Below are 25,276 nucleotides of genomic sequence, written 5' to 3' on the forward strand. Positions count from 1 at the left end.
ACCTTCCTCCGCCCACCGGCGGATCCGGTCGGTCACCTCCGGGCTCACCACGACCACCTCTGCACCGACCTCCAGAAGCTGAACCACCTTCCCCTCAGCAAGGGCACCCCCACCCACCACCACGCACCGCCTCCCCCGCACATCCAGCATCACCGGGTAGTACACCGCCTTCATCCCTCCGCCTCGCGCAGGACCGGTTCGGGAACCGGCGGGGAGACCTCGCCGGGGGTCCGCCCATGCGTGGCATACAGGGCCAGTCCCGTGAAGAGCATCCCGCCCACCACGTTCCCCAAGGTGACCGGGATCTGGTTCCATCCCCACCACTCCCCCACCGAAACCGGCGCTCCGGTGAGGATCCCCGCGGGGATCACGAACATGTTCACCACGGAGTGCTCGAAGCCCTGACCGAAAAAGGTCATTATGGGCAGCCACATAGCCGCGATCTTGCCTCCCGTGCTCTGAGAGGTGAACGAGAGGACCACTCCCAGGGTCACCATCCAGTTGCAGAGGACGGCCTTTGTGAAGGCCATCCGCAGGCCCACAAAACCCAGCCGCGCGTATCCCAGAGTCTTCGCTTCCGCCACCGTCGCGAGCATCCTGGCCATCTCGGATCCCGGCGCCACGGTGGCCACGAACAGCGCCGCGTAGGCCATCCCGCCCAGGAGGTTCCCCAGGAACACCCAGCCCCAATTCCGCAGGAGATCTGGGAACCCCGCGCGCCTCTCCAGGACCGCGAGCGGCACGAGCGCGAAGTTTCCCGTCACGAGCTCCAACCCCAGGAGGACGATCATGACGAACCCCACGGGAAAGACAAGGGCTCCCGCCAAGGGGATCCGTGTCTGGAGCTGCGCGGTGAGGGCGAGGGTGGTGGCGAAGCCCAGAAGCGCCCCGGAGAGGAATCCCCGGATCAGCAGGTCCCAGACCCGCAACCGGGCCTTCGTCGCCCCCGCCTGCACCATATTCTGGACGACGCGATCGGGCATCACGTAGGTCATCTCACCCCTCCTCTCCTTCCACCACGACGGGAACCCTCAGTCGTGCCCGGATCTCCTCGAAGCTCCCATAGCGCATGAGGGCCTCCAGGACCGGCTCCAGGGCATCGCACGGGACGTCCTCCAGGAGCTTCAGGGCGGGCGTGGGCCGAGGGCCGCTGCTTCCCCCCACGTATACGTCCACGGCTTCCACCACCTCCTCCCCGATTCGAACCTTCTTGCCCACGAGCCCGATGTCCGCGACCTCGTGGTTCCCGCAGCCCGCGGGGCACCCGGACCAGTGCACGGTCACCGGCCGGCTCACGCGCTCCTGTAGCGAGCGGGCAAGGGCGAGGGCCCGGCGCTTGGTGTCCACGAGGGCGAGGTTGCAGTAGTCCGTGCCCGTGCAGCTCACGAGACCCCGGAGAACAGGGGGAGGGTCTGGAGGGAGTTCCCGCAGGAGGGGTTCCTCGAGGAGGGCGCCAAGCCGGGATTCTGGCACGTGCGGGAGGATGACGTTCTGGCTTGGCGTGAACCGCACCTCTCCTGCTCCGTACCTCTCACTCAACCGCGCAAGCTCCAGCAGCTGCTCGGCCCGCAACCGCCCCACGGGCACGCAGAGCCCCACCGCGTACAGACCGTCCTGTTTTTGCGGGATGATCCCCAGGTGATCGCGGTGGTCGAGCCGGCGGGCATCCCGCCCTGCACGCGGAAGGCGGTACCCCAGGTACTCCTCCACCGCGGCCCGGAAACGTCCCACGCCCCAGGCGTCCAGCAAAAAACTCAGGCGGGCCTTGCCACGGGATTCCCGTGGCCCGTGGTCCCGGAAGACGGCCACGACGGCCGCACACACCTCGGGGGCCTGCTCCCGTGTGACGAACGCGTCCAGCGGCGAAGCGATCCGGTACCCACCGGACCCCATCTTCCCGCCCACCAGCACGTTGAATCCGAGCTGCACGAGTTCACCCTTCTCCCGGACAGCGGGAACCAGGGCCAGATCCTGGGTCTCCGCGTGGGTACAGTTCTCCACACACCCCGTGATGGTCACATTGAACTTCCTCGGCAGGTTCGTGTAGGCGCGGTTCCCCACCACGCGCTCCGTAAACGCGCGCACCACGGGGGAAGCGTCGAAGAGCTCCGTGCGCACCACGCCGGCGAGAGGACACCCCACCACGTTGCGCACGTTGTCCATGCCCGTCTGCAGGGTCGTAAGCCCCACCCGCCGCAGCCGTTCCAGGATCTCGGGCACATCCTCGATCCGGATCCACCGCAGCTGCACCTGTTGGCGGGTGGTGATGTCCGCGATCCCACGTCCCAACTTCTGGCTGATGGTGCCGAGTTCCTGTACCTGCGCGGCGGTGGCCATCCCGTTGGGGATGCGGATGCGCATCATGAAGTACCCGGGTTCACCTTCACTCTGCCGGCGCAGAAAAATGCCGTACCACTTCAGCCGCTCCACGTCGTCCTTGGGGATCCGTTCCCAGCCGAGCGCGGCGAACCGGGGAATGTCCGGGCCCACCTCCAGGCCGTCCTTTTCCGCCTTCAGGCGCTCGATGGCGTTCGTCGGCCGCGTGCGCAGCTCCATAAGGCCTCCCTCCTCGGCAAAAATAGAAGGCCCCAAGCGGAATTCCGCTTGGGGCCTCACGGCCGGCTTTTCAGGCTACAGGGCCTGCGCCCGCAACCGGGCGGGCAAGCCTTTACCCGTGCTTATAGGGCAAACGCCAGGGGGTTGTCAATCCCCTCTGTCGTTTTCATATCGCCGTCCATCCTCCGTCCACCACGAGAACCGCTCCGTTCACGTAGCTGGCCTCCTCGCTCGCCAGGAACAGGGCGACCCGGGCGACCTCCTCCGGCTGGCCCGGACGTGGCAGGTAGGACATCAACCCCATGACCCGCTGCATGGCTTCCGCGTGTGGCTCACCGCCCAACGGAATCCCTGTCTGGATGGCGCCGGGGCAGATGACGTTGCACCGGATGTTCCGAGCCCCGTAGTGCTGGGCGATGTGACGGGTGAGGCCGATGAGGGCGTGCTTGGAGACCGTGTAGGCCACGCCTGCCCGGCCTCCCAGGAACCCCGCCACGGAGGAGATGTTCACGATCACCCCGCCCCCCTGATCCAGCATGTGTCCGAGGGCCCGCCGGCAAAGGAAGAACGGCCCTTCCAGGTTCACGCCCATCACCCGCCTCCACAGGTCCGTGGGCGTCTCCGCCGCCGGCAGGAACCGGTCCATGATCCCCGCGTTGTTGACCAGAACGTCCAGACGGCCGAATTCCCGGATGGCGCTTTCCACCATCCGATCCGCATCCGCCTCCGAAGAGACGTCCCCCACCACCCCCGCTGCCTTCCGCCCCTGCTCCCGGAGGGCTCCCACCGTGGTCTCCACCCGCTCGGCCACGAGGTCCGAGACCACCACCGCGGCTCCTTCTTCGGCGAACAGGACGGCGATGGCCCTTCCGATCCCTGCCCCCGCCCCCGTGATGAGCGCTACCTTTCCCGCAAGCTTCATGGGGCATCCTCCCCACACCGGTTTCCACCTCCAGTGTACCGAAGCCTCCGACGTAGGACACCTTCTTGCCCCACGCTCCCGTTCCGTCTCACCATCAAGGCGTGGATGCATGTTTGGAACCAGATCCCATCCGGAGGCCGGGGCCGTGTCGGATTTCGATTACCAGACCGATGTGCTGATCGTGGGCAGCGGTGCGGCGGGGCTCGTCGGAGCCCTCGTCGTTAAGGAGCACGGCTTCGAACCCCTCATCGTGGAGAAAACCGCGTTCGTGGGGGGAACCACCGCGTGGTCCGGAGGCGGGCTGTGGATTCCCAACAACCCCGTAAGCCGTGCCGCGGGGGTCCAGGATTCTCTAGAAGCTGCTCTCACCTACCTCGACCACGTGGTAGGTGAGGTGGGCCCGGCCTCCTCGCCGGAGCGTCGCAGGGCCTTTCTCGAGTACGGGCCGCGGATGGTGGAATTCCTGCAGCGGCTGGGGTTCCGATGGCGCGCGGCGCGGGGATACCCCGATTATTACCCGGACCGGCCCGGAGCCTCCATCGCGGGTCGCGCCATTGAGGGGGCCATCTTCGATGGTCGGCTGCTGGGGCCCTGGCTCCCCCGTCTCCACCGTCATCCCAGCCTGCCTGCCCTTCCCCTGCACACCAACGAGGCCGCCGCCTTCGCCTTGATGCGGCGGACGCCCCGCGGGATGCTCGCGGCCCTGCGGGTCCTAGGGCGGTGGGCCGCCCATCGCCTCCGCGGTCGCATCCCACTCACCATGGGGCTGTCGCTCGTGGGACAGCTCCTGTGGCTCGTGCTGCAGCGCGGCGTCCCCATCTGGGTGGAGAGCCCTCTCCTGGAGCTCGTGGTGGAGGACGGGCGCGTAGTGGGGGCCGAGGTGCGGCACCACCACCGGTCCGTACGGATCCGGGCCCGTGGGGGTGTGCTCCTCGCGGCCGGCGGCTTCGCGCACAACCAGGAGATGCGGGAACGGTACCACCCGCACCCCATCTCCACCGCATGGACCTCCGCGGCCCCGGCGGATACGGGGGACGCCATCCGGGCGGCCCAGGCCATCGGCGCTGCGGTGGCCCTCATGGACGATGCCTGGTGGGGACCCACCGCCCTCACCCCGCAGGGCCGGCCTCTCTTTCTGTTGTGGGAGCGCTCGCTTCCCTTCTCCCTCATCGTGGACGCAAGCGGACAGCGGTTCATGAACGAGTCCGCTTCCTATGTGGACTGCGGCCACCGGCAGTACGAGCGCCACCGGGAGGTTCCCGCCATCCCCGCCTGGCTCATCATCGATGCGAAGCACCGTCGCTTCTATCCGTTCGGCCTGCTCCCCCCTGGCTTCACCCCTGCCTCCGCCACCGGCCCAGGGTTCCTCGTGCGAGCCTCCGGTCTACACGAGCTGGCACGCCGGTGTGGGATTGATCCCGAGGGTCTCGTGCGCACCGTGGAACGTTTCAACCGAATGGCCCGGACGGGGCGGGACGAGGATTTCCATCGAGGGGAGAGCGCCTACGACAACTACTACGGGGATCCCCGGGTCCGTCCCAATCCCAACCTGGGCCCTCTGGATCGACCCCCGTTCTACGCCACCGCGGTGTATCCCGGGGATCTCGGGACCAAGGGAGGGCTGCTCACGGACGCCTGGGGCCGCGTGCTGCGGGAGGACGGGACTCCCATCGCGGGGCTCTACGCAGCGGGGAACACCAGCGCCTCCGTGATGGGTCGTACCTATCCAGGGCCAGGAGCCACCCTGGGCCCAGCCTGTGTCTTCGCCTACATCTCCATGCTCCACGCCGTCCAGCGTTTGCGATCGAGCGCAGGTCATCTGGATGCCGTTCCGTCTGAGACGATCCCCGGGATGGAATCCTTACCATGAGCGGGCTTTAGGTGGTGGGCGGAGCAGGACTCGAACCTGCGACCCCGTCCTTGTAAGGGACGTGCTCTCCCACTGAGCTATCCGCCCTGGTGCCGGGGGCGGGAGTCGAACCCACACGGCCGTTGGAGGCCAGCGGAGTTTGAGTCCGCCGCGTCTGCCAGTTCCGCCACCCCGGCTCCGCCCTCCAGTATACCGGAGGGCAGGCTTGGCCCGAAGGTGGTGAAGTATTCTTTCAGGAACCTTCGGCGGAGGGGAGGCCAAGTGAAGGCACGCACCGCGAGCTCCACGGCCCCGGCGGGAAGGTGTAGGACGGCCCAGGTCGCCAGCGTCAGAAAGCCCACCCTCCTTCGCTGGGCGGCCACATAGGCTCGATACCGGTCGCGAGCCCACTCCACGGTGCACCGTCCCTCCAGGATCCGCTGGAAGAGCCGCCCGACCAGCCACCCCGCATGCACCGCGGACCGGATCCCCTCGCCCGTGAGGGGGAGACACTGCCCGGCCGCGTCCCCCACACCGAACACGGATCCCACCACGGGATCGCGCACCCCGAACCCGAGGTAGCCGCCGTGACAGCCCTGGGGCTTGAGGCCGAACCGGTGGACGAACCGCTCCAGGTCCTCCCGCACCCGGGTCCGCCCAAGATAGGAGAGCACGCCCAGGCGGACGCGCTCCCCGCAGGGGAACGCCCAGGCGTACCCGTCCGGGAGGATTTCCGGCAAGAAGAAGTGCAGACCCTCCGGGAAAGTGCCCGGGACCTCCGTCTCCAGCCCGAACCCCAGCCAGCGCCGTCGTTGAAAGCCGCCGCCCACAGCTCGGAGAAGGGCGGCCCGCCACCCCGTGCAATCCGCCAACAGCCGCGCCCGGAAGGAGCCGGCCGAGGTGTGCACGGTCGTTCCCTCCACGCCCTGCACGGAAGCCTGCACGAACTCCGCCTCTGTACGGCGCAGGGCCAGCTGGCAGAAGAGGCGGTAATCGAAGGTACAGAAGGGCTCTCCGTGGAGCGGCCAGACGCAGGTGTTCCGGGGCGTGTGCACCACGATCCGGCGGTGAACCTGCAGGATGGCCTCCTCCGCCCCCAGGGCCCGGAGGAGGGAGACAGGGGCGCCGCACGCGGAGGTTTGATGCGCGCCCACGGGGGATCGATCCACCAACAGCACGCGCCCCCGGACCTGTTGCGCCACCGCGAGCCCCGCGAAGGAAGCGCCCGCCACGAGCACGTCGTAGGTCACTTCCCGGGCCTCGCGTACCGGAACTCGAAGGCGCCTCTGTACGGAGGGAGCTCCAGGTGCTCTCGCCGTTCGATCCGGATCTCCAGGCCCAGCCCCCGCAGCCCTTCCACGAGTCCCCCTCGGATGGTCAGGGCGCCCTCCAGGGTGGCCGGATCTCCGATGGCCGCGATCTCATAGGGCGGGGTCAGACGCTGTAGGTTCACCAGGATGGTCCCTCCCACCTGGGAGAAACCGCTGGTGGCGGTGATCCGCTGGCCGTTCACCGCCATGGCCTCCGCCCCCGCGGCCCACAGCTCATTGGCGATCGCCACCAGGTCCTGATACTGGACGAGAACGGGGCCCTGCGGGGGGAGGTTCTTCGGCGCGGAGACCCGCACCACCACACCGGGCCCCGTCACCCGCACGAGTCCCAGTGCCAGACGGAGCTGCTCCACCTGGGCCCGCAGGGAGGCGGCGATGCTCTGACCTTCCGCCTGTGCCCGCTCGTACTGCTCCAATTGGGTCCGGAGCTGCGCCACTTCCGCCTCCAGCCGCCCCCGGACCTCCCGCTCCCGCCGCAGCATGGTGGCCAGGGCGTAGAGGTTTCGGGTGCGGACCTCCGGCGCTTCGGAGACCTTCCGGCCCGCCCGCAGCTGGGCCACCGCGAGGAACCCCATGAGCAGCAGGCTCAGGAAGGCCATGCCCTGGGCCACCTGCGCACGCCCACGTTCTCCCGCTTCCCCACGCACGCTGGCTCCTCCGGGAGGGGTCGGTCTTGCGTTTCGGACGTCTCCCTCACGTGCTCTTAGTGTACCGGGAACCGGGCGCGGAAAGGGAAAGGGCTACAGCTCATCCTCCGTGGACGCGGTGACCACCGTGTGCCTTCCGGACTCATACTCCCGCACGCCCTGCAGCAGGGCCATCCAGGCCAGGGTGGCGCACTTCACCCGCACGGGAAACCTCCGAACCCCCTGCAACGCCACGAGATCCCCCAGACGGCCTTCCTCCGCGGGCCGGCCCTGCATCATCCCCTTGAACTCCTCGATGAGGGCCTTCACCTCCTGCAGGGACTTGCCCCGGACCTGCTCCGTCATCATGGAGGCGGAGGCCTGGCTGATGGAACACCCCCGGCCCTCAAACCGGATGTCCTGGATCACCCCGTCCTCCACCCGGGCGTAGACGCTGATCTCATCCCCGCAGGAGGGGTTGGCTCCCTCGACGACGATGTCTGCGGGCTCCAGCCGCCCCCGATTCCGGGGATGGGTGTAGTGCTCGAGGATGATCTCCCGGTAAAGCTCGTCCAGCATGGGCTACGTCCGCCGCAGGCCGAAGAAGGCCTTGACTTTCTCCAGCCCCCGCACCAGGGCGTCCACGTCCTCCGGCGTGTTGTACAGGTAGACGCTGGCCCGGGTGGTGCTCTGAACGCCCAGCTTCCGGTGCAGGGGCTGGGCACAGTGATGCCCTGCCCGCACACAGATGGCCTCGCTGTCGAGCACCTGGGCCACGTCGTGGGGGTGTACCCCCTCCAGGGTGAAGGCCACCGCTCCCCCTCGGACCTCCGGATCCCGGGGGCCGTAGACGCGTACGCCCTCCACCTCCCCCAGCTGGGCGAGGGCATACCGCACCAGCTGCTTCTCGTGGGCCCGGATGGCCTCCATGCCGATCCCCCGGAGGTAGTCCACGGCCACCCCCAGGGCGATGGCGTCCGCGATGTTCGGAGTCCCCGCCTCGAAACGGTGCGGGGGAGGCTTGTAGGTGGACCGCTCCAGCTCCACCCGCTCGATCATCTCCCCCCCGCCGTGGAAGGGGGGCATGGCCTCCAGGAGCTCCAGGCGGCCCCACAGCACGCCGATCCCCGTGGGACCGCACATCTTGTGCCCGCTGAAGGCCAGGAAGTCGCAGCCGAGTTCCCGCACGTCGACGGGCATGTGCGGCACACTCTGGGCTCCGTCCACCACCACCACGGCGCCCGCCGCGTGGGCCCGATCCGCGATGGCGCGGATGGGATTGATGGTGCCGAGCACGTTGGACTGGTGGGTGACGGCCACGATCCGAGTGCGCTCCGTGAGCAGGCGATCCAGCTGCTCTAGATCCAGGGTCCCATCCTCCCGGAGGGGGAGGATCCTCAGACGCGCGCCCCGTTCCTGGGCCAGCATCTGCCAGGGGACGAGGTTGCTGTGGTGCTCCATCTCCGTCGTCAGGATCTCGTCTCCCTCCCGCACGTGGGCCCGACCGTAGGCATACGCCACCAGGTTGATCCCCTCCGTGGTCCCCCGTACGAAGATGACCTCTTCAGGACGCGCGCCCACGAAGGCCGCCACCTTGGCGCGGGCTTCCTCGTATGCGCAAGTGGCCTGCTCCGCGATGCGGTACAGGCCCCGGTGCACGTTGGCGTTGTAGGTCCGGTAATACTCCGCCAGGGCCTCCAGGACAACCCTGGGTTTCTGCGAGGTGGCGGCGCTGTCCAGGTAAACTAGGGGCTTCCCATCCAGCTCCCGCTGGAGCAAGGGGAAATCCTTTCGGACGTCTGTGGGCAGGGGCATGCCCCCTCCTATTCGTGGATCCGACCGGCGCGCACCCGTGGGGTGGGGTTCACGTACACCTCTTCCCCCTCCACCCGGACCTCATAGGTGGCCACATTGCGGACCGCGGGCAGGGACTTCACCTGCCCCGTGGGGATGTGGAAGCGGGAGCCGTGGCGGGGACACACCGCCATCTCTCCCATCACGGGTCCCTCCGAGAGCCATGCTTCTTCGTGCGTGCACCGGTCGTCAATGGCATAGAACCGGCCCCCGAGATTATAGACCGCAATCCGCCTTCCCGCCACCTCGAAGGCCCGACCCCGACCCGGGGGGATCTCGCTCGTCTTCGCCACCCGCACGAAGGCCTCCCGCTCCCGGCTCATCGTCGGGTCGCCTCCTCCAGCAACGCCCGCAGGGCCGTCACCCGGCCAAGGGGTGCTTCCGCCCCCATCTTCCGCGCCACAAGCTGCTCCAGATGCAGCCGGAGGTCCTCCAGGGGCAGGCGGTCCAGTACCTCGCTGAAGAACCCTTCCACCATCATGTGCACCGCCTGCTGCCGGGTGAGGCCCCGGGTCTGCAGGTAGAACACGTGCTGCTCGTCCAGACGGCTCACCGCGGAGCCGTGCGTGCACCGGAGGTCGTTGGCCATGATCTCCAGCTCCGGCTTGCTGTCCGCCCGGGCCTCCGGGGAGAGAAGGAGGTTGCGGTTTGACTGAAAGGCGTTGGTACGCTGGGCCCCCGGGTGCACCCGGATGAGCCCCGCGAAGATGGACCGGGCCGCGTCCAGCACCGCGTTCTTGTACAGGAGGTCGCTGGTGGTGTGCGGGGCGAAGTGCTCCTGCAGGGTGTGGTAGTCGTAGTGCTGGCGATCCGCGGCAAAGAAGGCGCCCAACATCTCGCTGGACCCACCCGGTCCCCGGAGGTGCACCTGCACGAAGTCCTTCACCACGTTCCCCCCGAAGGCACCCACAAGACTGGCCAGGCTCGCATCCCGGCCCACCTCCGTCCGGATCACCCCGAACTCCCGGACCTCGGGGCCCCACTCCTGGACGCTGGCGTGCCGCAGTCGGCTCGCGTTGCCCAGCACCACCTCCGCGGCGAGGTTGACGATCCCCCCGGCGTCGGAACGGGATCGCCAGAACTGTACGAGGGTGGCCTGCGCACCCTCTTCCAGGATCACCAGCACGTGGGGGAACAGCGCGATCCCCGCTCCTTCCAGCCACTCCACGCACACGAAAGGCTTGGACACCTCCACGTTCCGCGGCACGTACAACACCATCCCGCCGCTCAAGTAGGCCGCGTGCTGGGCGGTGAACTTGCTCTCCTCCGGGGGGACCACGGAGCCCAGGAACCGCTCGAGGAGCTCCGGGTGCTCCCGGACCGCGGTGCGCAGGTCCGCGAAGATCACGCCCTTCCTCCGCAGGTCAGGATCCAACGCCACGAGGAGGGGGGCACCGTTCCGGTTGACCACGGTCCCGGACCGATCCCCCACCACCGCCAGGGTGTCGGCGACCTCCGGCGGAAGGGGTGCGTGGGTGGCCTCCTCCACCGCGGGCCGGAGCTCCTCCCGGAACAGCCATTCCGGGGGCGTGCGTCGCCACGCCTCCTCCGTGGGACCGGGGAGGGACAAGGTTTCGAATGCGCGCAGGGCCCGGGCGCGAAGCCTCCACAACCACCCGGGATCTGCCCAGACCTCGGAGAGCGCCTGAACCACCGTCTCGCTCATCCCACGGAGCCCTCCATCTCCAGGGCGATGAGCCGGTTCAGCTCCACCGCGTACTCCAGGGGCAGCTCCTTGGCGATGGGCTCGATGAAGCCCCGCACGATCATGTTCATCGCCTCGTCCTCCCGGATCCCGCGGCTCATGAGGTAGAACAGCTGCTCGTCGCTCACCTTGGACACCGTGGCCTCGTGGGTGATCTGGACGTCCTCCTCGTCGATCTCCATGGTGGGGTAGGTGTCCGAGCGGGAGCGGTCGTCCAGGATGAGGGCGTCGCACCGGACCGCGCACTTGCTGCCCTTGGCGCCCTTGTACACTTTCACCAGGCCCCGGTAGCCGGCGCGCCCACCGTCCTTGCTGATGGACTTGCTCACGATGGACGACTGGGTGTAGGGGGCTGCATGGATGACCTTGCCGCCCGGATCCTGGTGCTGGCCCGCACCCGCGAAGGCCACGGACAGGATCTCCCCCTTCGCCCCCGGCTCCACCAGGTACACGGAGGGGTACTTCATGGTGATCTTGCTGTTGTGCACCACGAAGCCGTTGGCCACGAAGTTGTGGGTGCCGTCGATCTCGAGGTCCCAGGTGTCCTCCACGCCCGCGGGTTCGATCTCCGCCACCGGCGAGAAGTGCACGGGGTGGGTGAAGGGCTGGTCGCCGAAGTAAAGGAAGTAGTGCACGTACTCGCGGGCATCCCTGCCCAGAGGCTTGCGCTCCACCCGACTCCACCGGGAGATCTTCCGGGCGTCCAGCCCGCAGGAGATCGCCAGCGCCTTCACGTCTTCCAGGAGGGCACGGCTCACACTGGTGACGGACAGGTTCTTGTGTCCCTTCCGCCGGTAGCCGTCACCTGCGAGGTAGCCCTCCAGGAAGGCCAGCCGCTGGGCCTTGGGGAGGCGGTAGACCCACTGGGGGACCCGCTTCTCCGCGGCGCGTCCCGCCAGCCCGCGGGCCCGGAACCACTCCACCAGGTCCACGGAGTTCACCCGGACCGCGTTGCCGTGGGGCCGCGCCTCGACGCCGAACAGGGACCGCAACAGCTCCACGAGCCGCCCGTACGCCCGATCGCCCTCGGGCACCGCGAAGCACACCCGGGAGCCGTCCAGGTACCCGTCTGCCAGGTACAGGCCCAGAACCCACAGGAGATCCTCGGTGCTCTCGGTCGGCAGCCGGACTTCCTTCATGCCCCGACGTGCCAAGGGCTCAAACACCGCCGGCCGCCCGCTGTCCGGCACGTCACCGGCGATGGCCACCCAGTCCCCGGGCTGGAGCTGGTCCAGCCGGGCCCAGGTCAGGAAGGCGTGGCGGCCCTCTCGACGCAGGGTCAGGAACGGGTGGTTTGCGGTGGCCCGGATCTCCCGGTGGTTCGCCGTGCGCAGCCGGAACACCGGCTGCCGACCGCTGTACCGCTTGGCGAGCACCTTCCGCCGCACCAGGTTCAGCTCCGCGTCCACGGTGTACACCGTGTCTCCTGGCTCCACCTGCGCGATGGGCTTCACGTCGTTGTTCAGGAGCACCCGGGCGTCGGAGGTCAGGCAGCCCAGATTCCCGTCGACCCACTCCATGGTGGCGTCCCGGTAGGCCACGGCGCGCTTGGTGACCAGGTTGTAGACGTTCTTGGACCAGTTCTGGATGGTGGTGTACCGGCAGCGGGCTCCCTCCTTCACGATGATCTCCACCACCGCGCTGTGCAGGGAGTCGGTGGTGTAGATGGGGGCCGTACAGCCCTCCACGTAGTGGACGTAGGCCCCCCGCTCCACGATGATGAGGGTCCGCTCGAACTGTCCCACGTTCTCCGCGTTGATCCGGAAGTAGGCCTGCAGGGGGATGTCCACCTTCACCCCTTCCGGCACGTAGATGAAGGATCCTCCAGACCACACCGCGGAGTTCAGGGCCGCGAACTTGTTGTCCTCCGGAGGTACCACGGTGCCGAAGTACTCCCGCACGAGGTCCGGGTACTTCTTCACCGCGGTGTCCGTGTCCACGAAGATGACCCCGAGCTTCTCCCATTCCTCCTTCAGGCGGTGGTAGACCACCTCGGACTCGTACTGGGCGCCTACCCCCGCCAGGAACTTCCGCTCCGCCTCCGGGATGCCCAACCGCTCGTAGGTGTCCTTGATCTCCGGCGGGAGGTCGTCCCAGCTGCGGGCCTGCCGGTCTGTGGGCTTGATGTAGTAGTAGATGTTGTCGAAGTCGATGCCCGAGAGGTCCGGGCCCCAGGTGGGCATGGGCTTCTTGAGGAAGACCTCCAGGCTGTGCAGCCGGAAGGCCCGCATCCAGTCCGGCTCGCCCTTGAGGTAGGAGATCTCCTCCACCACCTCCCGGCTCAAGCCCTTGCGGGACTTGAACACGTAGTTCTCGGGCATCCGGAAGCCCCACTTGTACTGGTCCAGGTCGATGCCGAGCGGGTTCGCAGCCGCCATGGTCCACCTCCTCTCAGTGCGCCACCCAGAACACCTTACCTGCGCGGCGGACCGGCTGGTCGCCGGGGGTCGCCGCGGCCACCTCCGCGAACTGCGCCTGCAGCCCCTCGTAGCCCGTCTGCTCCAGCTCGTCCGCCAGCTCCGGACCTCCGGAGATGACGATGCGCCCGTCAAGCATCACGTGCACGTGATGGGGGCGGACGTACTGGAGAATCCGGGAGTAGTGGGTGATGAGCACGATCCCCATGTTGCCCTGGGCCTGCTCGAACAGCCGGTTGATGTTCTCCGCCACCACCCGGACCGCGTCGATGTCGAGTCCAGAGTCCGTCTCGTCCAGGATGGCCATCTCCGGTTCCAGCACGGCCATCTGCAGGATCTCCGCCCGCTTCTTCTCGCCCCCGCTGAAGCCCTCGTTCACGTAGCGGGTGATGATGCTGGGATCCAGCTTCAACAGCTCCAGCTTCTCGCGCAGGATCTTCTGAAACTCCGCCACGGGGATGAGCTCGTTCTCGTAGCCCCGGCGGGCCGACAGGGCGGTGCGCAAGAACGAGGCGAAGTTCACGCCGGGGATGGCCACGGGGTACTGGAAGGCGATGAACAGGCCCTCCCGGGCCCGCTCGTCCGGGGTCATCTCCAGGAGGTCCCGGCCCTTGTACAGGACTTCCCCTCCCGTGATTACGTAGAAGGGGTTCCCCATGAGCACGTTGGCCAGGGTGGACTTCCCCGACCCGTTGGGCCCCATGATGGCATGGATCTCGCCCTTGCGGACCTCCAGGTTGACCCCCCGAAGGATCTCCCGGTCCAGGTCCTCCACCTTCGCCCTCAGGTTACGAATCACGAGATCCGGCGCCCGATCCGACATCTCCATCCTCTCCGGGACTCCAAGATTCTTGAGTGTTTTACTCAAGAACACCCCGTTCCATTCTAGGGGTGCCGATCGGAGGGGTCAAGGAAAACCGTCTAGGGCAACAACCGGGCATCCAGGGTGAGGGCCTGGAGTCCAGGCTTGAGCAGGGCGGAAACGGGACAACCCTCCTTCGCCTCCTCCGCCGCCTGCCGGAAGGTGGCCTCGTCCGCGCCCGGGACCCTTGCCTCGGTCTCGAGGTGGATCCTGGTGATCCTGGGGCCTCCTTCCCCGGTCTGGAGGGTGAGGGTGGCTCTCGTACGGATCTCCTGCGGGGGGATGCCCCGCTGGGTGAGCCGGCCGGAGAGGGCCATGCTGAAGCAAGCGGCGTGCGCGGCCGCGATGAGCTCCTCGGGGTTGCTGCCCTCCCCCTGCTCGAACCGGGAGGGGAAGGTAACGAGGACTTCCCGCAGGGCCCCGCTCTGGGTGCTGGCCTTGCCGACGCCGCCGCGCAGGTCCCCCGTCCACGTGGCCGTGGCCGTCCGGATGATTTCCGGCATGTTCGCACCTCCTCGGTGTACTCATGTCCAACATAGCACACCCGTCCTTACCCACCCCCGTCCGTCTCCCGGAAAGCCTCCTGCGCCCACACCCGGAGGGCAGCCCGGCTCACCTTTTCCGGACCGGTACGCGGCAGCTCCGGCAGGAACCCGATGCGCTTGGGAACCTTGTACGGGGCGAGGAGACGCGCGCAGTGGGCCCTCAGCTCCTCCTCCGTGGCGGTGGTACCGGGCACCAGTTCCACCGCCGCCACCACCCGCTGGCCCCACTCCGGATCGGGGATCCCGACCACCCCCGCGTCCCGCACCGCGGGATGCATGCGCAGCACCGCCTCCACCTCCCCGCTCGACACGTTCTCCCCGCCCGTCACGATGAGATCCTCCCGACGGTCCAGGACGTACAGGTAACCCTCCTCGTCCAAACGGCCCAGGTCCCCGGTGTGAAGCCAGCCATCCCGCAGGCCCATCGCGGTCTCCTCCGGACGTTCCCAGTACCCCACCATCACCGTGGGTCCCCGGACCAGGATCTCACCCTCCCCTCCCTCCACCCGCACCTCCACCACTGGCAGGGCCCGGCCGCACGAGCCGGGTTTTCTCCGGACCTCCGAGGGGTGCAGGGTGGTCACCTGACTTGCGGCCTCCGTGAGGCCGTAAGTGGGGGCCACGGGGATTCCCGCCTCCACGCACTGCGTCACCAAGTCCTGGGGGATCGGGCCACCGCCCAGGAGCACGGCCCGTACCCCGGGGAACGGCCGAGGGCCCCACTCCCGCAGCACCCTCCGCAACATGGTGGGGACCAGGGAGAGCAAGGTCACCCGCGCCCGTTCCAGCTCCGCGCACACCGCGCCCGCGTCGAACGCCTCGTGGATCACCACCGTGGCGCCGAAGAGGGCAGCCCTCCAGAGAATGGCAAGCCCCCCGATGTGGCAGAGGGGCATGACCACCAGCCACGTGTCGTGCTCGGCCACGCCCAGCCGCTGCGCCCAGCCCACCGCATTCCAGTAGTGGTTGCCGTAGGTGAGCAGGACACCCTTGGGCCGATGGGAGGTTCCGGAGGTGTACAGGATGCCCTGAACGGCTTCCAGGTGGATCCGGGGGGAGGGCAAAGGCGCATCCGGAGGGACCTCCGGAAGGAGGTCCGGATGTTCGGGATCCAGGAAGGTCACGGGCTCCCAGCCCGCTTCCCCCACCAGACCCGCGAGGGCGGGGTGGGCGAGCAGGAGGCGGGGCCGGAGGTCCTGAAGACGCTCCCGCAGTTCCCGCGCGGTCAGCCGGGGATGGAGGGGGACCAGCACGGCTCTGAGGCGGGCCAAGGCGAAAGCGAGCACGGCGAATGGGATCCCGTTGGGGCTGAGGAGAGCCACCCGGTCCTGTCCACGTACCCCGAGCCCGGAAAGCCGTCGGGCCACCCGGTTCACCCGCTCGTCCAGCTCCCCGAAGGAGAGGACCTCGGAGCCGCAGACGACGGCCATCCGGGTGGGGTGAACCCGGGCCTGTTCGGTAAGCCAGTCCGCGGTGGTCATGCCAGGAGCGCGGCCCCCAACAGCGCCGCGTGCGCGAGATGCAGCCGGGCGGTCCCGCGCAGGGCGTGGTTTAAGGCCACCCCCTCCTGGGTCCACACAAAGTGGACGAGGGACGCGGCCCACGGGAGGGCGAGCCAGGGAAGCCAGTAGAACTCCCCCAGCCAGCCGAAGGCGCGCATCCACGCGGGTGCCGCAAAGGTCCCCAGCAGGCACAGGAGGTACTCCATGCGGGTGCCCGTGCGTCCGAAGCGCACGGCCAGGGTACGCTTCCCCGAGGCCCGGTCCGTCTCCAGATCCCGGAGGTTGTTGACCACGAGGATGGCGGTGCACAGGAGTCCCACGGGCACCGCGGCGGCTGCGGGCCGGGCCCGCAGGATTCCCGTCTGCACGTAGTCCGTCCCCACCACGGCCACGAGCCCGAAGAAGACGAAGACCAGCAGGTCCCCCAGCCCCCGGTATCCGAGAGGGGCGGGGCCCCCGGTGTACAACAGGCCCGCGAGGACGCAGGCAAGACCCACCGGGACCAGGATCCACCCCCGCAGGGTCACGAGGTACAGGCCACCCAGCGCGGCCAGGGTGAACGCCGTGTACGCGCCCAGGAGCACCTGGCGCGGGGTTAAAAGCCCTGCGGCCGTGACCCGGGGAGGCCCCAGGCGGTGAGGTGGGTCGGAGCCGTGGAGGAAGTCGTAGACGTCGTTGGCGAGGTTGGTGCCGATCTGGATCCACAGGGCCACCCACAGGGAGGCCAGGGCCGCGGGAAGGTGAAAGGCACCCAGGTGCGCCGCGGTGGCGCTCCCCACGAGGACCGGGGCGACAGCCGCGGGCAAGGTGGCGGGCCGGGCCGCCAGCACCCAGGGACGGAGGGCGTTCCGCATCTCGAAGGAGGTTTCCAACATGGGCTCACGGGAACCGGGGGAATCTGGAGAAGTCGGGCTTGCGCTTCTGCAAGAAGGCATCCCGACCCTCTTTCGCCTCCTCCGTGAGGTAGTACAGGAGGGTGGCGTCCCCGCCCAGCTGCTGCAACCCCGCAAGCCCGTCCGTGTCCGCGTTGAAGGCAGCTTTCAGCAGTCGGATCGCCAGGGGGCTTTTCTCCAGGATCTCCCGTGCCCACCGTACCCCTTCCTCCTCGAGCAGTTCCAGGGGCACCACCGCGTTCACGAGACCCATCTCCAGAGCCTGCCAGGCGGTGTACTGGCGGCACAGGTACCAGATCTCCCGCGCCTTCTTGTGCCCCACGATCCGGGCCAGGTACGTGGAGCCGTAGCCCGCGTCGAAACTCCCCACCCGGGGCCCCGCCTGGCCCAGGATGGCGTTATCCGCGGCGATGGTGAGGTCGCACACGGTGGCCAGCACGTTGCCGCCGCCGATGGCGTAGCCCGCCACCAGGGCGATCACGGGCTTCGGGATGATGCGGATGAGCCGCTGGAGGTCCAGGACGTTGAGGCGGGGGATGCGGTCCGCGCCCACGTAGCCTCCGTGCCCCCGCACCCGCTGGTCCCCGCCGCTGCAGAAGGCCTCATCCCCTGCTCCCCGCAGCAGGATCACACCGATGGAGCCGTCGTCGCGGGCACGGCTGAAGGCATCGATCATCTCCACCACCGTCTCCGGGCGGAAGGCGTTGCGGACCTCCGGCCGGTTGATGGTGATCTTCGCGATCCCCGTTGCATCCTCTAACCCGTGCTCGTAGAGGACGTCCGTGTACTCCCGGACCATCTTCCATGCGATGCGCATCCCCCTCACCTCACGTGGCGAGAAGTTGGGCGAAACGCGGAACAAGGGCGGAACGCACCTCCGCCCACACCCGCCGATGGAGTTCCGCGTTGCGCGTCCGATCCGTGCGGACTTCCACCACCCGGAGGCCTCCCTGCCGGAGGCCCTCCCGAATCGCGCGGCGGAAGGAGTCCCATCCGTCTGGGCGCACGTACACGCCCCCGTACATCTCCACCACGGGCCGGAAGTCCAGGCCGTGCGGGGTCCCGAAGAGGAGCTCGAACTCGGACCGCTCGAGCGTGGCGTGCGGGAGGAGGGAGAAGATCCCTCCCCCATCGTTGTGCACCAGCACCACGAGGGCGGCAAGCCCGTACCGATACGCGGCGAACAGGCCGTTCAGGTCGTGGTAGAAGGAGAGATCCCCGAGGACAAGCACCACTGGGCCGGGATGGACCGCGGCAGCCCCGAGGGCACTGCTCAAGACCCCGTCGATGCCGCTCGCACCCCGATTCCCGAGGAACCGGATCCGGCGGCGCAGGGCAGGGAAGAACCCGTCGAGGTCCCGCACGGGCATGCTGTTCCCCGTATACAGGAGCGTGCCGTCCGGAAGCAGCTGGGCCAGCTCTTGGAACACCCGGGCCTCGCAGGCCTCCTCCAGGGACCCGAGGGCCCGGTCCAGGGTTTCCCGGCTCAAGCGGTTGATCCCCTGCCAACACCGGAGCCAGCCGTCCGCCCGCCTCCCGGGTGGGAGCACCTGGCGGAGGGCTTCACAGAAGGCCGTGGGGTCGGCCCGCACGAAATCCGACACCACCCGATCCGGATCCAGGGGACCTTCCAGCCCCACGAAGATCTGCCGGGCCTCCGCGTGGTGGGCGAGAAAGCCCAGGAGCGGCTTGGAGGTCGGGGCCGCCCCGAACCGGAGGATCACCTCCGGTCGCAAGGCGTCCCACAGTTCCTCCACCCGGAGGAAGGCGTCATAGGTGTCCACCACGAGCCCCGACGCGTGCTCCCCGCACCGCACCTGAGAGAGGGAATCCGCTAGGAGAGGGAATTGGAGCGCGCACGCCAGCTCCGTCACCGCCTGGGGAAAGCGAGGATGATCCAGGGGGCCGCAAACCACCAGGCCTCGCTCCTGCTCTCCGACCGCGCGCGCCACCTCCGCGACGGCATCCGGGTCGGGGAGAAGACGGGAGGGCAACGGGCGCGTGGAGGGTCCACGGGCCCGTCCGGGAGGAGATCCCTCGCCCCTCCCCTCCGCCGGGGCAGGCACAAGCGGTTCCCGCAGGGGGACGTTCACGTGGACGGGGCCGGGAGGCGGTGCGGTGGCCTGTTCCACGCAGCGGGCCGCCACGGACCGGGCGTACCGGAGGGCGGCAGGCGTCGCCTCCGGGATCGGCAATTCCACGAACCATTTCGCGTGGCGCCCGTACAGGTGCACCTGATCGATGGTCTGATTGGCCCCGCAGTCCCGCAGCTCGTGGGGTCGGTCCGCGGTGAGGACCACGAGGGGCACGTACCCATACCGGGCCTCCACCACCGCGGGGAGGAAGTTGGCAGCCGCGGTCCCGGAGGTGGAGAGCAACGCCACGGGGGAGCGCAGGGCTTTCGCCATGCCCAGGGCGAAGAAGGCGCAGCTGCGCTCGTCCAGGTGAACCCACACCCGCAGCAGGGGATGCCGCGCTGCTTCCAGGGCGAGGGGGGTGGAGCGGGAGCCTGGACACAGGCACAGGTGCCGAACCCCTCCCTGCACCAGCTCGTCGAGGAACGCCCGGACGAAGGCGTAGGTGCCGTCTCCCGCGGCCATCATCCCTGCACCCCTCCCAGGATCGCGCCCGGAGAAACCATCGCCAGGGCTTCCAGCATCGGCCCCATCTTCAGCTCGGACTCCGCGTACTCCGTCGCGGGATCAGAGTCCCCGAGGATCCCGCAGCCCGCGTACACCCATGCCTCAGTCCCGGCCACCAGGGCCGATCGGATGCCCACCACCATCTCCCCCTCCCCTCGCACATCCATCCAGCCAAGAATGCCCGCGTACCACCCGCGATCCACCCCCTCCCGCTCGATCCACCGGAGGGCCCGGTCCAGGGGGAGTCCCGCCACCGCGGGGGTGGGGTGGAGGGCGCCCGCGAGCTCCAGTGCCGGCAGGGGCCCCCGGAGGGTTCCCCGGATGCGGGTGCAGAGGTGCTGGACGGCACCGGTACGCAGCAGGGCCGGGCCCGTTACCCGGAGAGTCTCACAAAACGGCTGGAGCCGCTCCCGGATGTACTCCGCCACGATCCGGTGCTCCTCCCGATCCTTCTGGCTCCCGACGAGCCCCCTCCCCAAGATCCGGTCCTCCTCCTCCGAGCGGCCCCTCGGGGCGGAGCCCGCCAGGGCCATGGCTTCCACGACCCCTTCCTGCACCCGGAGGAGCCGCTCCGGGGTGGCTCCCAGAAACCACCGACCCTCCCTTTTCACGCCGAATACCGTACACTCCGGATAGCGCGTGCAAAGCGTGGACAGGACCCGCAGGACTTGAACCCTCTCTGCCCGGAGACGAAGGGCCCGCGCCAGCACCACCTTTCGCAGCTCCCCCCCGCGAACCGCCTCCGCCGCGGCCCGGACCAGGTCCTTCCACCGTCCGGGCTCCGGAACCGGGCGGGCCTCCACCGCGGGTGGGGAGTCGTCCGAGCTTGAGGGCCCGGCAAGCCACCGCTCCGCATCGCGGAGCAGCCCGTCCGCGTCCTCGGAGCCGTCGAGGGTCAGGAGGAGGGTAGCCTCCGCTCCCGAGCCCACGAGGAGCAGGCGCGGCAGGAAGAGAACCCCGGCAGGGTAAGGGCGCCACGCTTCAGAGCGCGGACCGTCGGGATGGAAGGAGAACCCGCACAGGGCGAGGGGAGAAGAAGGACGTCCCTCACGCCAGACATGGGTGAGCTCGTAGAAGCGGCCTGGCCCCGCACGGAGGGTCTCCCCCACACGTCCCAGGGCCGCGAACACGGGTCCGTCCGGCGACCGCCAGAACCACGCGTCGCACGCCTCCGAGGCGCGCGCCAGAAGATCCAGGGGATCCACGCCCGGAGCCGGGGCGCGGACCGTGAGGCCTCCGCGCGCCCGGACCCCGTGGGCTGCCGCGCGGAGTTGTTCCAAGGCCGCCTCCAACGCCCGATCCAGAGCAGACCCTTGCCCCCTCATGCGTTCGCTTCCGTCCGGAAACCCACGGAGCGCAGCAGGAGTTCGGAGAGGGCCGGTACGAGGTCGACCAACCGCTCGGGGTGGTGGGTGTGGAGCCACCGGACCACGAGGGCGCGGATCGCACCCAGCCAGGCGAAGGCGACGAGGGACGTGTCCTGCGGGGGGATCCTCCCCTCCGCCACCGCCTCATCGAGATGGGCCTGAATCAGGCGGGCGAGGGCTGCCTCCAGGGCGAACCGTTTCTGTTCGAACGCCGGGCTAAGTCCGACCCACTCCACCAGCACAAGACGCGTCAGATCCTCGTTCTCCGCGAAGGCCTCCACGGCCGCGCTCAGGGCCGCGCGCACCTTCGCCTCTCCCCCTCGGGCGACGGCGATGGCGGTGGTGACGCGCTCCGCGAGGTGCGCACTCGCCTCCTCCACGAGACTCAAGAAGAGTTCTTCCTTACCGGGGAAGTGGAAGTACAGGGCTCCTTTGGAGAGCCCGGCCTCCCGGGCCACGTCCTCCATGAGGGTCCCATGATAGCCCTTCCGGGCAAATACCCGCCGCGCGGCCTCGAGGATCCGGGCCCGGGTCCGATCCTTCTGGAGCGCCAACCCAACCCGCCGCAAGGTTAATTTCGACTGACCAGTCGGTCGCTCAACATCCCCAGGATACCATAAATCGGGATGGGAAAGGGCCCGTGCTAGCGGGCCGCGGCCCCGAAGGCTTCGAGGGCTGTCCTCCGGTCGAAGGCCGCCTCCGCGGCGAACCGCATGAGGCGGCGCAGGTCCTCCAGGGTGAACCCCAGCTCCCGGCTCACCTTGCGCAGCTCCAGGGTGAGGGAAGTACCCAGGAGCATGGGATCGTCGGTGTTGATGGTTACCGGTACCCCCGCGTCGTACAGCCGCCGGAGGGGATGGTCCCGGAGGCTTTGCACCACGCCCAGCCGGAGGTTGCTGGTGGGGCACACCTCCAGGGTGATCCGGTGATCCCGGAGGTATGCGACGAGATGGGGGTCCTCCGCGGCCCGGAAGCCATGGCCGATCCGGGTGGCCCCCAGCTGGTAGATGGCGGTCCAGATGGAGGCCGGCCCCGAGAACTCCCCCGCGTGCACCGTGATGCCGAGCCCCGCCTCGCGGGCGATCTCGCAGGTGCGCTTGAAGAGGATAGGCGGGAAGTTCTCCTCATCGCCCGCGATGTCGATCCCCACCACCCCGCAGCTCCGGGCGCACTCCGCCGCCACCTCCGCCACCTCCGCAGCGGCTTCCGGACCCCGCTCCCGCACGATGGTCACCACGGTGCGGGCATGAATGCCGAACTCCCGGTGAGCCCGCCGCTGCCCCTCCGCCACCGCCTCCAGCATCCCTCGCACGCCCAGCAGCACGAATCCGCGGCGGCCGCCGACCCGGATCTCCACGTATCGCACGTTCTGCCGGGCAGACTCCTGCAGGAGCTCGTACGTGATGCTGGCGATGTTCTCCCGGGTGTACAGGTAATCAGGAACCTTCCCCGTCCGGCTCACGTAGCGCAGCCGACGGAGCCGATCGTACCCATGGTGTCGGTTGGGGTCGCTCACCAGGTAGGGCTCGGAGATGGGATCCAGACGGGCGCGCTCCGCAAGGGCTCTGAGACGCAAGGAGGTCTCCAGGTGTACGTGGAGCTCGATCTTCGGGAGATCCGCGATGGCCCGTTCCGGAACGCCCTCCGCCATAGGGCTGCCTCCCACCGGTGCTGGCTGCATTATACTCATGGGGACCCGGACAATCCAGCCGAACCGCACCCAGGGAATGGATGAGGAATCTCCCCGCCGCCTGTCCGTGGGTCCTCCGGGCCACCGCCAGCGTCGCGGTCGCCACCCTGGCCCGCTTCCTCCTCGCCGCGTCCCTCCCCCTCCTGGATGACGAGGCGTACTACTGGGTGTGGTCCAAGCACCTCGCGTGGGGATATCTGGATCACCCGCCCGGCATCGCCGTCGCCATCGCCGCATCCACCGCGCGATTCGGGGATCTCCCGTGGGCCATCCGCCTCCCCGCCCTCCTGTGCGGCCTGGGCACCGCGTTCCTCACGTGGCGGATGACCCTGGAGTCCACCCGGGATCCCCGCAGCGCATACCTCGCCGTCCTGCTCCTCCAGACCGTTCCCCTCTTCTCCCTGGGAGCGGCCCTCGCGGCTCCGGACGGGTTGCTGGCCTTTTTCTGGATGCTCTCCAGCTGGGCGCTCTGGCGGGCCGTTCACGGAGCGCCCGGATACTGGCTGGTGGTGGGGCTCGGAGTCGGGCTGGGAATGCAGAGCAAGTACACCATGGCCCTCTTCCTCCCCGCGGCCCTGGCCGCATTCCTCCGCTCCCCGAACTCCCCGCGCTCCCCTTTCCCCTACGCGGCCGCGGCCCTGGCTCTCCTCCTCATCGGCCCGAACCTCGCATGGAACGTGAAGAACGGGTGGGCCGCGGTCCTGTACGCCTTCGGCCGGGATCCGTGGCTCCCGCCCCGGAACCCCGCGGTGAACCTCACCGTGTACGCGGCGGCCGTGCTCCTCTATCTCTCCCCGGTGCTCGGCGTCCTCCTCCTCTCCGCTCCCCTGCGGCTCCGCGCCGCCGGCGCGGATTTCCTGCGCTGGCTAGCCGTGCCGACGCTCCTCGCCCTCCTCGTGGCCTCCCTCCTGGGAAAGGCAAAGCCGCACTACATCCTCCCCGCGGCCCTGGTGGGTGTCCTTGCCCTGGCGCAGGATCACCGGTTCCACACCGCCCGGACCGCGGGCATCTGGCTCGGCGGGGCCATGGGTGCCGTGGCGGTCGGGATGGCTCTCTTCCGGGCGATCCCGGCTCCCGATCTGTACGGGTGGCCGCAGGTGACGGAGCGGATTCGGGTGCTTGCGCGGGGACGTCCCCTCCTCCTCATCGCCACCACGTACCAGGAAGGCGCGCAGCTCGCGTACGCAACCCATCGCCGGTATCCGGTGGTCGTCCTTCCCGGCAAGCACGCCTTTGCCCAGTGGAGTCCCCTACAGCGGTGGCAAGGGTGGGACGGCCTCTTCGTGCACGACCGCCGCAATCCCCCCGCGGATCCCTACGGGAATTGGTGTCGGGAAACGGAGGTTCTCCCTCCCTCCACCCTCCCGGTGCCGGGCGGCATCCGGGAATTCACCTTCGTGCGGTGCCTGGGGTTTCACCCCCGGACAATGGCCCCCTAGGACGGCGGAGCCGTGGCGTTCGCCCCGGAAGGATTCCCGGTGACGGTGCCCACCTGCTTGGGCACCACCGCGGCCCGGCTGCGCTGGTGCCGGAAGGGCCGCACCGGACAGGCCACCCAGTGTCCCGGTGCCACCTCCTCCAGGCGCGGCTCCTCCACCGAGCACCGCTCCACCGCGTACATGCACCGGGTGTGGAAGCGACACCCGCTCGGCGGGTTCACGGGGCTTGGCACGTCTCCGGGGAGGAGGATGCGCTCCCGCCGGATCTCCGGATCCGGGATGGGGACCGCGGACAGCAGAGCCTCCGTGTACGGGTGCTGGGGGTTCTCAAACAATTCATCCGCGGGGGCCAGCTCCACGATCTTCCCCAGGTACATCACCGCGATGCGATCCGAGATGTGCTTCACCACGGAGAGGTCGTGGGCGATGAAGAGGTAGGTGAGTCGGAACTCCCGCTGCAGCTCCTGCAGGAGGTTGATGATCTGGGCCTGGATGGAGACGTCCAGGGCGGAGACGGGCTCGTCGCAGATGATGAACTTGGGGTTCACCGCGAGCGCCCGGGCAATCCCGATGCGCTGCCGCTGCCCGCCGCTGAACTCGTGGGGGTACCGGTTGATGTGGTAGGGGGACAGCCCCACGATCTCCAGCAGTTCCTGGACCCGGCGGACCTTCTCCCGGCCCCGGGCCAGTCGGTGGATCTCCAGAGGTTCTCCCACGATGTCCCCCACCGTCATCCGGGGGTTCAGGGAGGAGTACGGGTCCTGGAAGATGATCTGCATGTCCCGCCGCAGCCGCCGCAGTTCCTCCCGGTTCAGCTGGAAGACGTTGCGGCCCTGGAAGATGACCTCTCCGCCCGTGGGTTCCAGAAGCCGCAGGATCACCCGACCCAGGGTGGTCTTCCCGCACCCGCTCTCCCCCACGAGCCCCAGGGTCTCTCCCTCCCGGACGGTGAAGGACACCCCGTCCACCGCCCGCACCACCCCCGTCTGCCGTTGGAAGAGGAACCCTTTGGTGACGGGGAAGTGCTTCACGAGGTTTCGGACTTCCAGAATGGTGTTCCCGACCATGGGCCCTCC

General features: G+C 68.8%; 21 protein-coding genes, 2 tRNA genes and 3 pseudogenes. 2 read left to right on the plus strand and 24 right to left on the minus strand.

The window, feature by feature from the left end:
- The 4 genes from QN206_02755 to QN206_02770 all read right to left on the minus strand — a co-directional run.
- Positions 1 to 174: NAD(P)-dependent oxidoreductase (locus QN206_02755; GenBank protein MDR7613727.1), on the minus strand; the 174-nt coding region annotated here is incomplete at its 3' end.
- Positions 171 to 995 (minus strand): formate/nitrite transporter family protein, encoded by an 825-nt coding sequence (locus QN206_02760; GenBank protein ID MDR7613728.1) that lies wholly within the window; start codon positions 993 to 995, stop codon positions 171 to 173. The genes QN206_02760 and QN206_02755, both read right to left, overlap by 4 nt.
- Position 996: 1 nt before the next feature.
- Positions 997 to 2,556 carry a ferredoxin--nitrite reductase gene (locus tag QN206_02765; protein MDR7613729.1) on the minus strand — a complete coding sequence of 520 codons (1,560 nt, stop codon included), beginning with the start codon at positions 2,554 to 2,556 and terminating at the stop codon, positions 997 to 999.
- 166 nt (positions 2,557 to 2,722) lie between these two features.
- Positions 2,723 to 3,478 (minus strand): glucose 1-dehydrogenase, encoded by a 756-nt coding sequence (locus QN206_02770; GenBank protein MDR7613730.1) that lies wholly within the window; start codon positions 3,476 to 3,478, stop codon positions 2,723 to 2,725.
- A 145-nt stretch (positions 3,479 to 3,623) separates the two neighbouring features.
- On the opposite strand from QN206_02770, the gene QN206_02775 reads away from it, so the two are divergent.
- Complete coding sequence (locus tag QN206_02775; GenBank protein MDR7613731.1) at positions 3,624 to 5,348, plus strand: FAD-binding protein; 1,725 nt, start codon at positions 3,624 to 3,626, stop codon at positions 5,346 to 5,348.
- 12 nt (positions 5,349 to 5,360) lie between these two features.
- Here QN206_02775 and QN206_02780 read toward each other — a convergent pair.
- The 19 genes and pseudogenes from QN206_02780 to add all read right to left on the minus strand — a co-directional run bounded on the left by QN206_02780 (position 5,361) and on the right by add (position 22,722).
- Positions 5,361 to 5,435, minus strand: a tRNA-Val gene (locus tag QN206_02780).
- Positions 5,436 to 5,524 (minus strand) — tRNA-Leu (locus tag QN206_02785).
- 1,049 nt (positions 5,525 to 6,573) lie between these two features.
- Complete coding sequence (locus QN206_02790; protein MDR7613732.1) at positions 6,574 to 7,305, minus strand: DUF881 domain-containing protein; 732 nt, start codon at positions 7,303 to 7,305, stop codon at positions 6,574 to 6,576.
- Between the two features lie 93 nt (positions 7,306 to 7,398).
- On the minus strand, positions 7,399 to 7,863 hold the full coding sequence (locus QN206_02795) for an SUF system NifU family Fe-S cluster assembly protein (GenBank protein ID MDR7613733.1): 465 nt from the start codon (positions 7,861 to 7,863) through the stop codon (positions 7,399 to 7,401).
- A gap of 3 nt (positions 7,864 to 7,866) precedes the next feature.
- A complete protein-coding gene (locus QN206_02800) occupies positions 7,867 to 9,099 on the minus strand; it encodes a cysteine desulfurase (GenBank protein MDR7613734.1) in 1,233 nt (410 codons plus the stop codon).
- An 8-nt stretch (positions 9,100 to 9,107) separates the two neighbouring features.
- Positions 9,108 to 9,461, minus strand: coding sequence for a non-heme iron oxygenase ferredoxin subunit (locus QN206_02805; protein MDR7613735.1), 354 nt, complete (start codon positions 9,459 to 9,461; stop codon positions 9,108 to 9,110).
- On the minus strand, positions 9,458 to 10,804 hold the full coding sequence (gene sufD / locus QN206_02810) for a Fe-S cluster assembly protein SufD (GenBank protein MDR7613736.1): 1,347 nt from the start codon (positions 10,802 to 10,804) through the stop codon (positions 9,458 to 9,460). Before sufD ends, QN206_02805 begins: the two co-directional genes overlap by 4 nt.
- Positions 10,801 to 11,322, minus strand: a pseudogene (locus QN206_02815) (SufD family Fe-S cluster assembly protein). Before QN206_02815 ends, sufD begins: the two are co-directional and overlap by 4 nt.
- Positions 11,323 to 12,363 (minus strand): annotated as a pseudogene (locus tag QN206_02820) (LAGLIDADG family homing endonuclease). It abuts the pseudogene before it with no gap.
- Positions 12,337 to 13,221: pseudogene (gene sufB / locus QN206_02825) on the minus strand (Fe-S cluster assembly protein SufB). The pseudogenes QN206_02820 and sufB overlap by 27 nt, the downstream one beginning before the upstream one ends.
- A 13-nt stretch (positions 13,222 to 13,234) precedes the next feature.
- Entirely contained in the window at positions 13,235 to 14,083 is an 849-nt protein-coding gene (gene sufC, locus QN206_02830; GenBank protein ID MDR7613737.1) for a Fe-S cluster assembly ATPase SufC, read from the minus strand.
- Positions 14,084 to 14,181: 98 nt separating this feature from the next.
- Entirely contained in the window at positions 14,182 to 14,625 is a 444-nt protein-coding gene (locus QN206_02835) for an OsmC family protein (protein MDR7613738.1), read from the minus strand.
- A 47-nt stretch (positions 14,626 to 14,672) separates the two neighbouring features.
- Positions 14,673 to 16,148 carry an o-succinylbenzoate--CoA ligase gene (gene menE, locus QN206_02840; protein ID MDR7613739.1) on the minus strand — a complete coding sequence of 492 codons (1,476 nt, stop codon included), beginning with the start codon at positions 16,146 to 16,148 and terminating at the stop codon, positions 14,673 to 14,675.
- Complete coding sequence (locus QN206_02845) at positions 16,145 to 17,044, minus strand: 1,4-dihydroxy-2-naphthoate polyprenyltransferase (GenBank protein MDR7613740.1); 900 nt, start codon at positions 17,042 to 17,044, stop codon at positions 16,145 to 16,147. Before QN206_02845 ends, menE begins: the two co-directional genes overlap by 4 nt.
- A 4-nt stretch (positions 17,045 to 17,048) precedes the next feature.
- On the minus strand, positions 17,049 to 17,879 hold the full coding sequence (menB, locus tag QN206_02850) for a 1,4-dihydroxy-2-naphthoyl-CoA synthase (protein MDR7613741.1): 831 nt from the start codon (positions 17,877 to 17,879) through the stop codon (positions 17,049 to 17,051).
- A 10-nt stretch (positions 17,880 to 17,889) separates the two neighbouring features.
- The gene (gene menD, locus QN206_02855) at positions 17,890 to 19,665 is read right to left on the minus strand and encodes a 2-succinyl-5-enolpyruvyl-6-hydroxy-3-cyclohexene-1-carboxylic-acid synthase (protein MDR7613742.1); all 1,776 of its coding nucleotides are present in this window, start codon (positions 19,663 to 19,665) and stop codon (positions 17,890 to 17,892) included.
- Positions 19,662 to 21,029 (minus strand): isochorismate synthase, encoded by a 1,368-nt coding sequence (locus QN206_02860; GenBank protein ID MDR7613743.1) that lies wholly within the window; start codon positions 21,027 to 21,029, stop codon positions 19,662 to 19,664. Before QN206_02860 ends, menD begins: the two co-directional genes overlap by 4 nt.
- Entirely contained in the window at positions 21,026 to 21,625 is a 600-nt protein-coding gene (locus QN206_02865; protein ID MDR7613744.1) for a TetR/AcrR family transcriptional regulator, read from the minus strand. Before QN206_02865 ends, QN206_02860 begins: the two co-directional genes overlap by 4 nt.
- 89 nt (positions 21,626 to 21,714) lie before the next feature.
- Entirely contained in the window at positions 21,715 to 22,722 is a 1,008-nt protein-coding gene (gene add, locus QN206_02870) for an adenosine deaminase (GenBank protein ID MDR7613745.1), read from the minus strand.
- A gap of 80 nt (positions 22,723 to 22,802) precedes the next feature.
- Between add and QN206_02875 the strand changes: the two genes are divergently transcribed.
- Entirely contained in the window at positions 22,803 to 24,200 is a 1,398-nt protein-coding gene (locus QN206_02875; protein ID MDR7613746.1) for a glycosyltransferase family 39 protein, read from the plus strand.
- Here the strand turns inward: QN206_02875 and QN206_02880 are convergent.
- Positions 24,197 to 25,267: an ABC transporter ATP-binding protein gene (locus tag QN206_02880; GenBank protein MDR7613747.1), complete on the minus strand. Its 1,071-nt coding sequence runs from the start codon at positions 25,265 to 25,267 to the stop codon at positions 24,197 to 24,199. The two genes, QN206_02875 and QN206_02880, sit on opposite strands and share 4 nt — an antisense overlap.
- Between the last annotated feature and the right edge of the window lie 9 nt (positions 25,268 to 25,276).

It is taken from the genome of Armatimonadota bacterium (assembly GCA_031460175.1).
Lineage (GTDB): Bacteria > Sysuimicrobiota > Sysuimicrobiia > Sysuimicrobiales > Sysuimicrobiaceae > Sysuimicrobium > Sysuimicrobium tengchongense.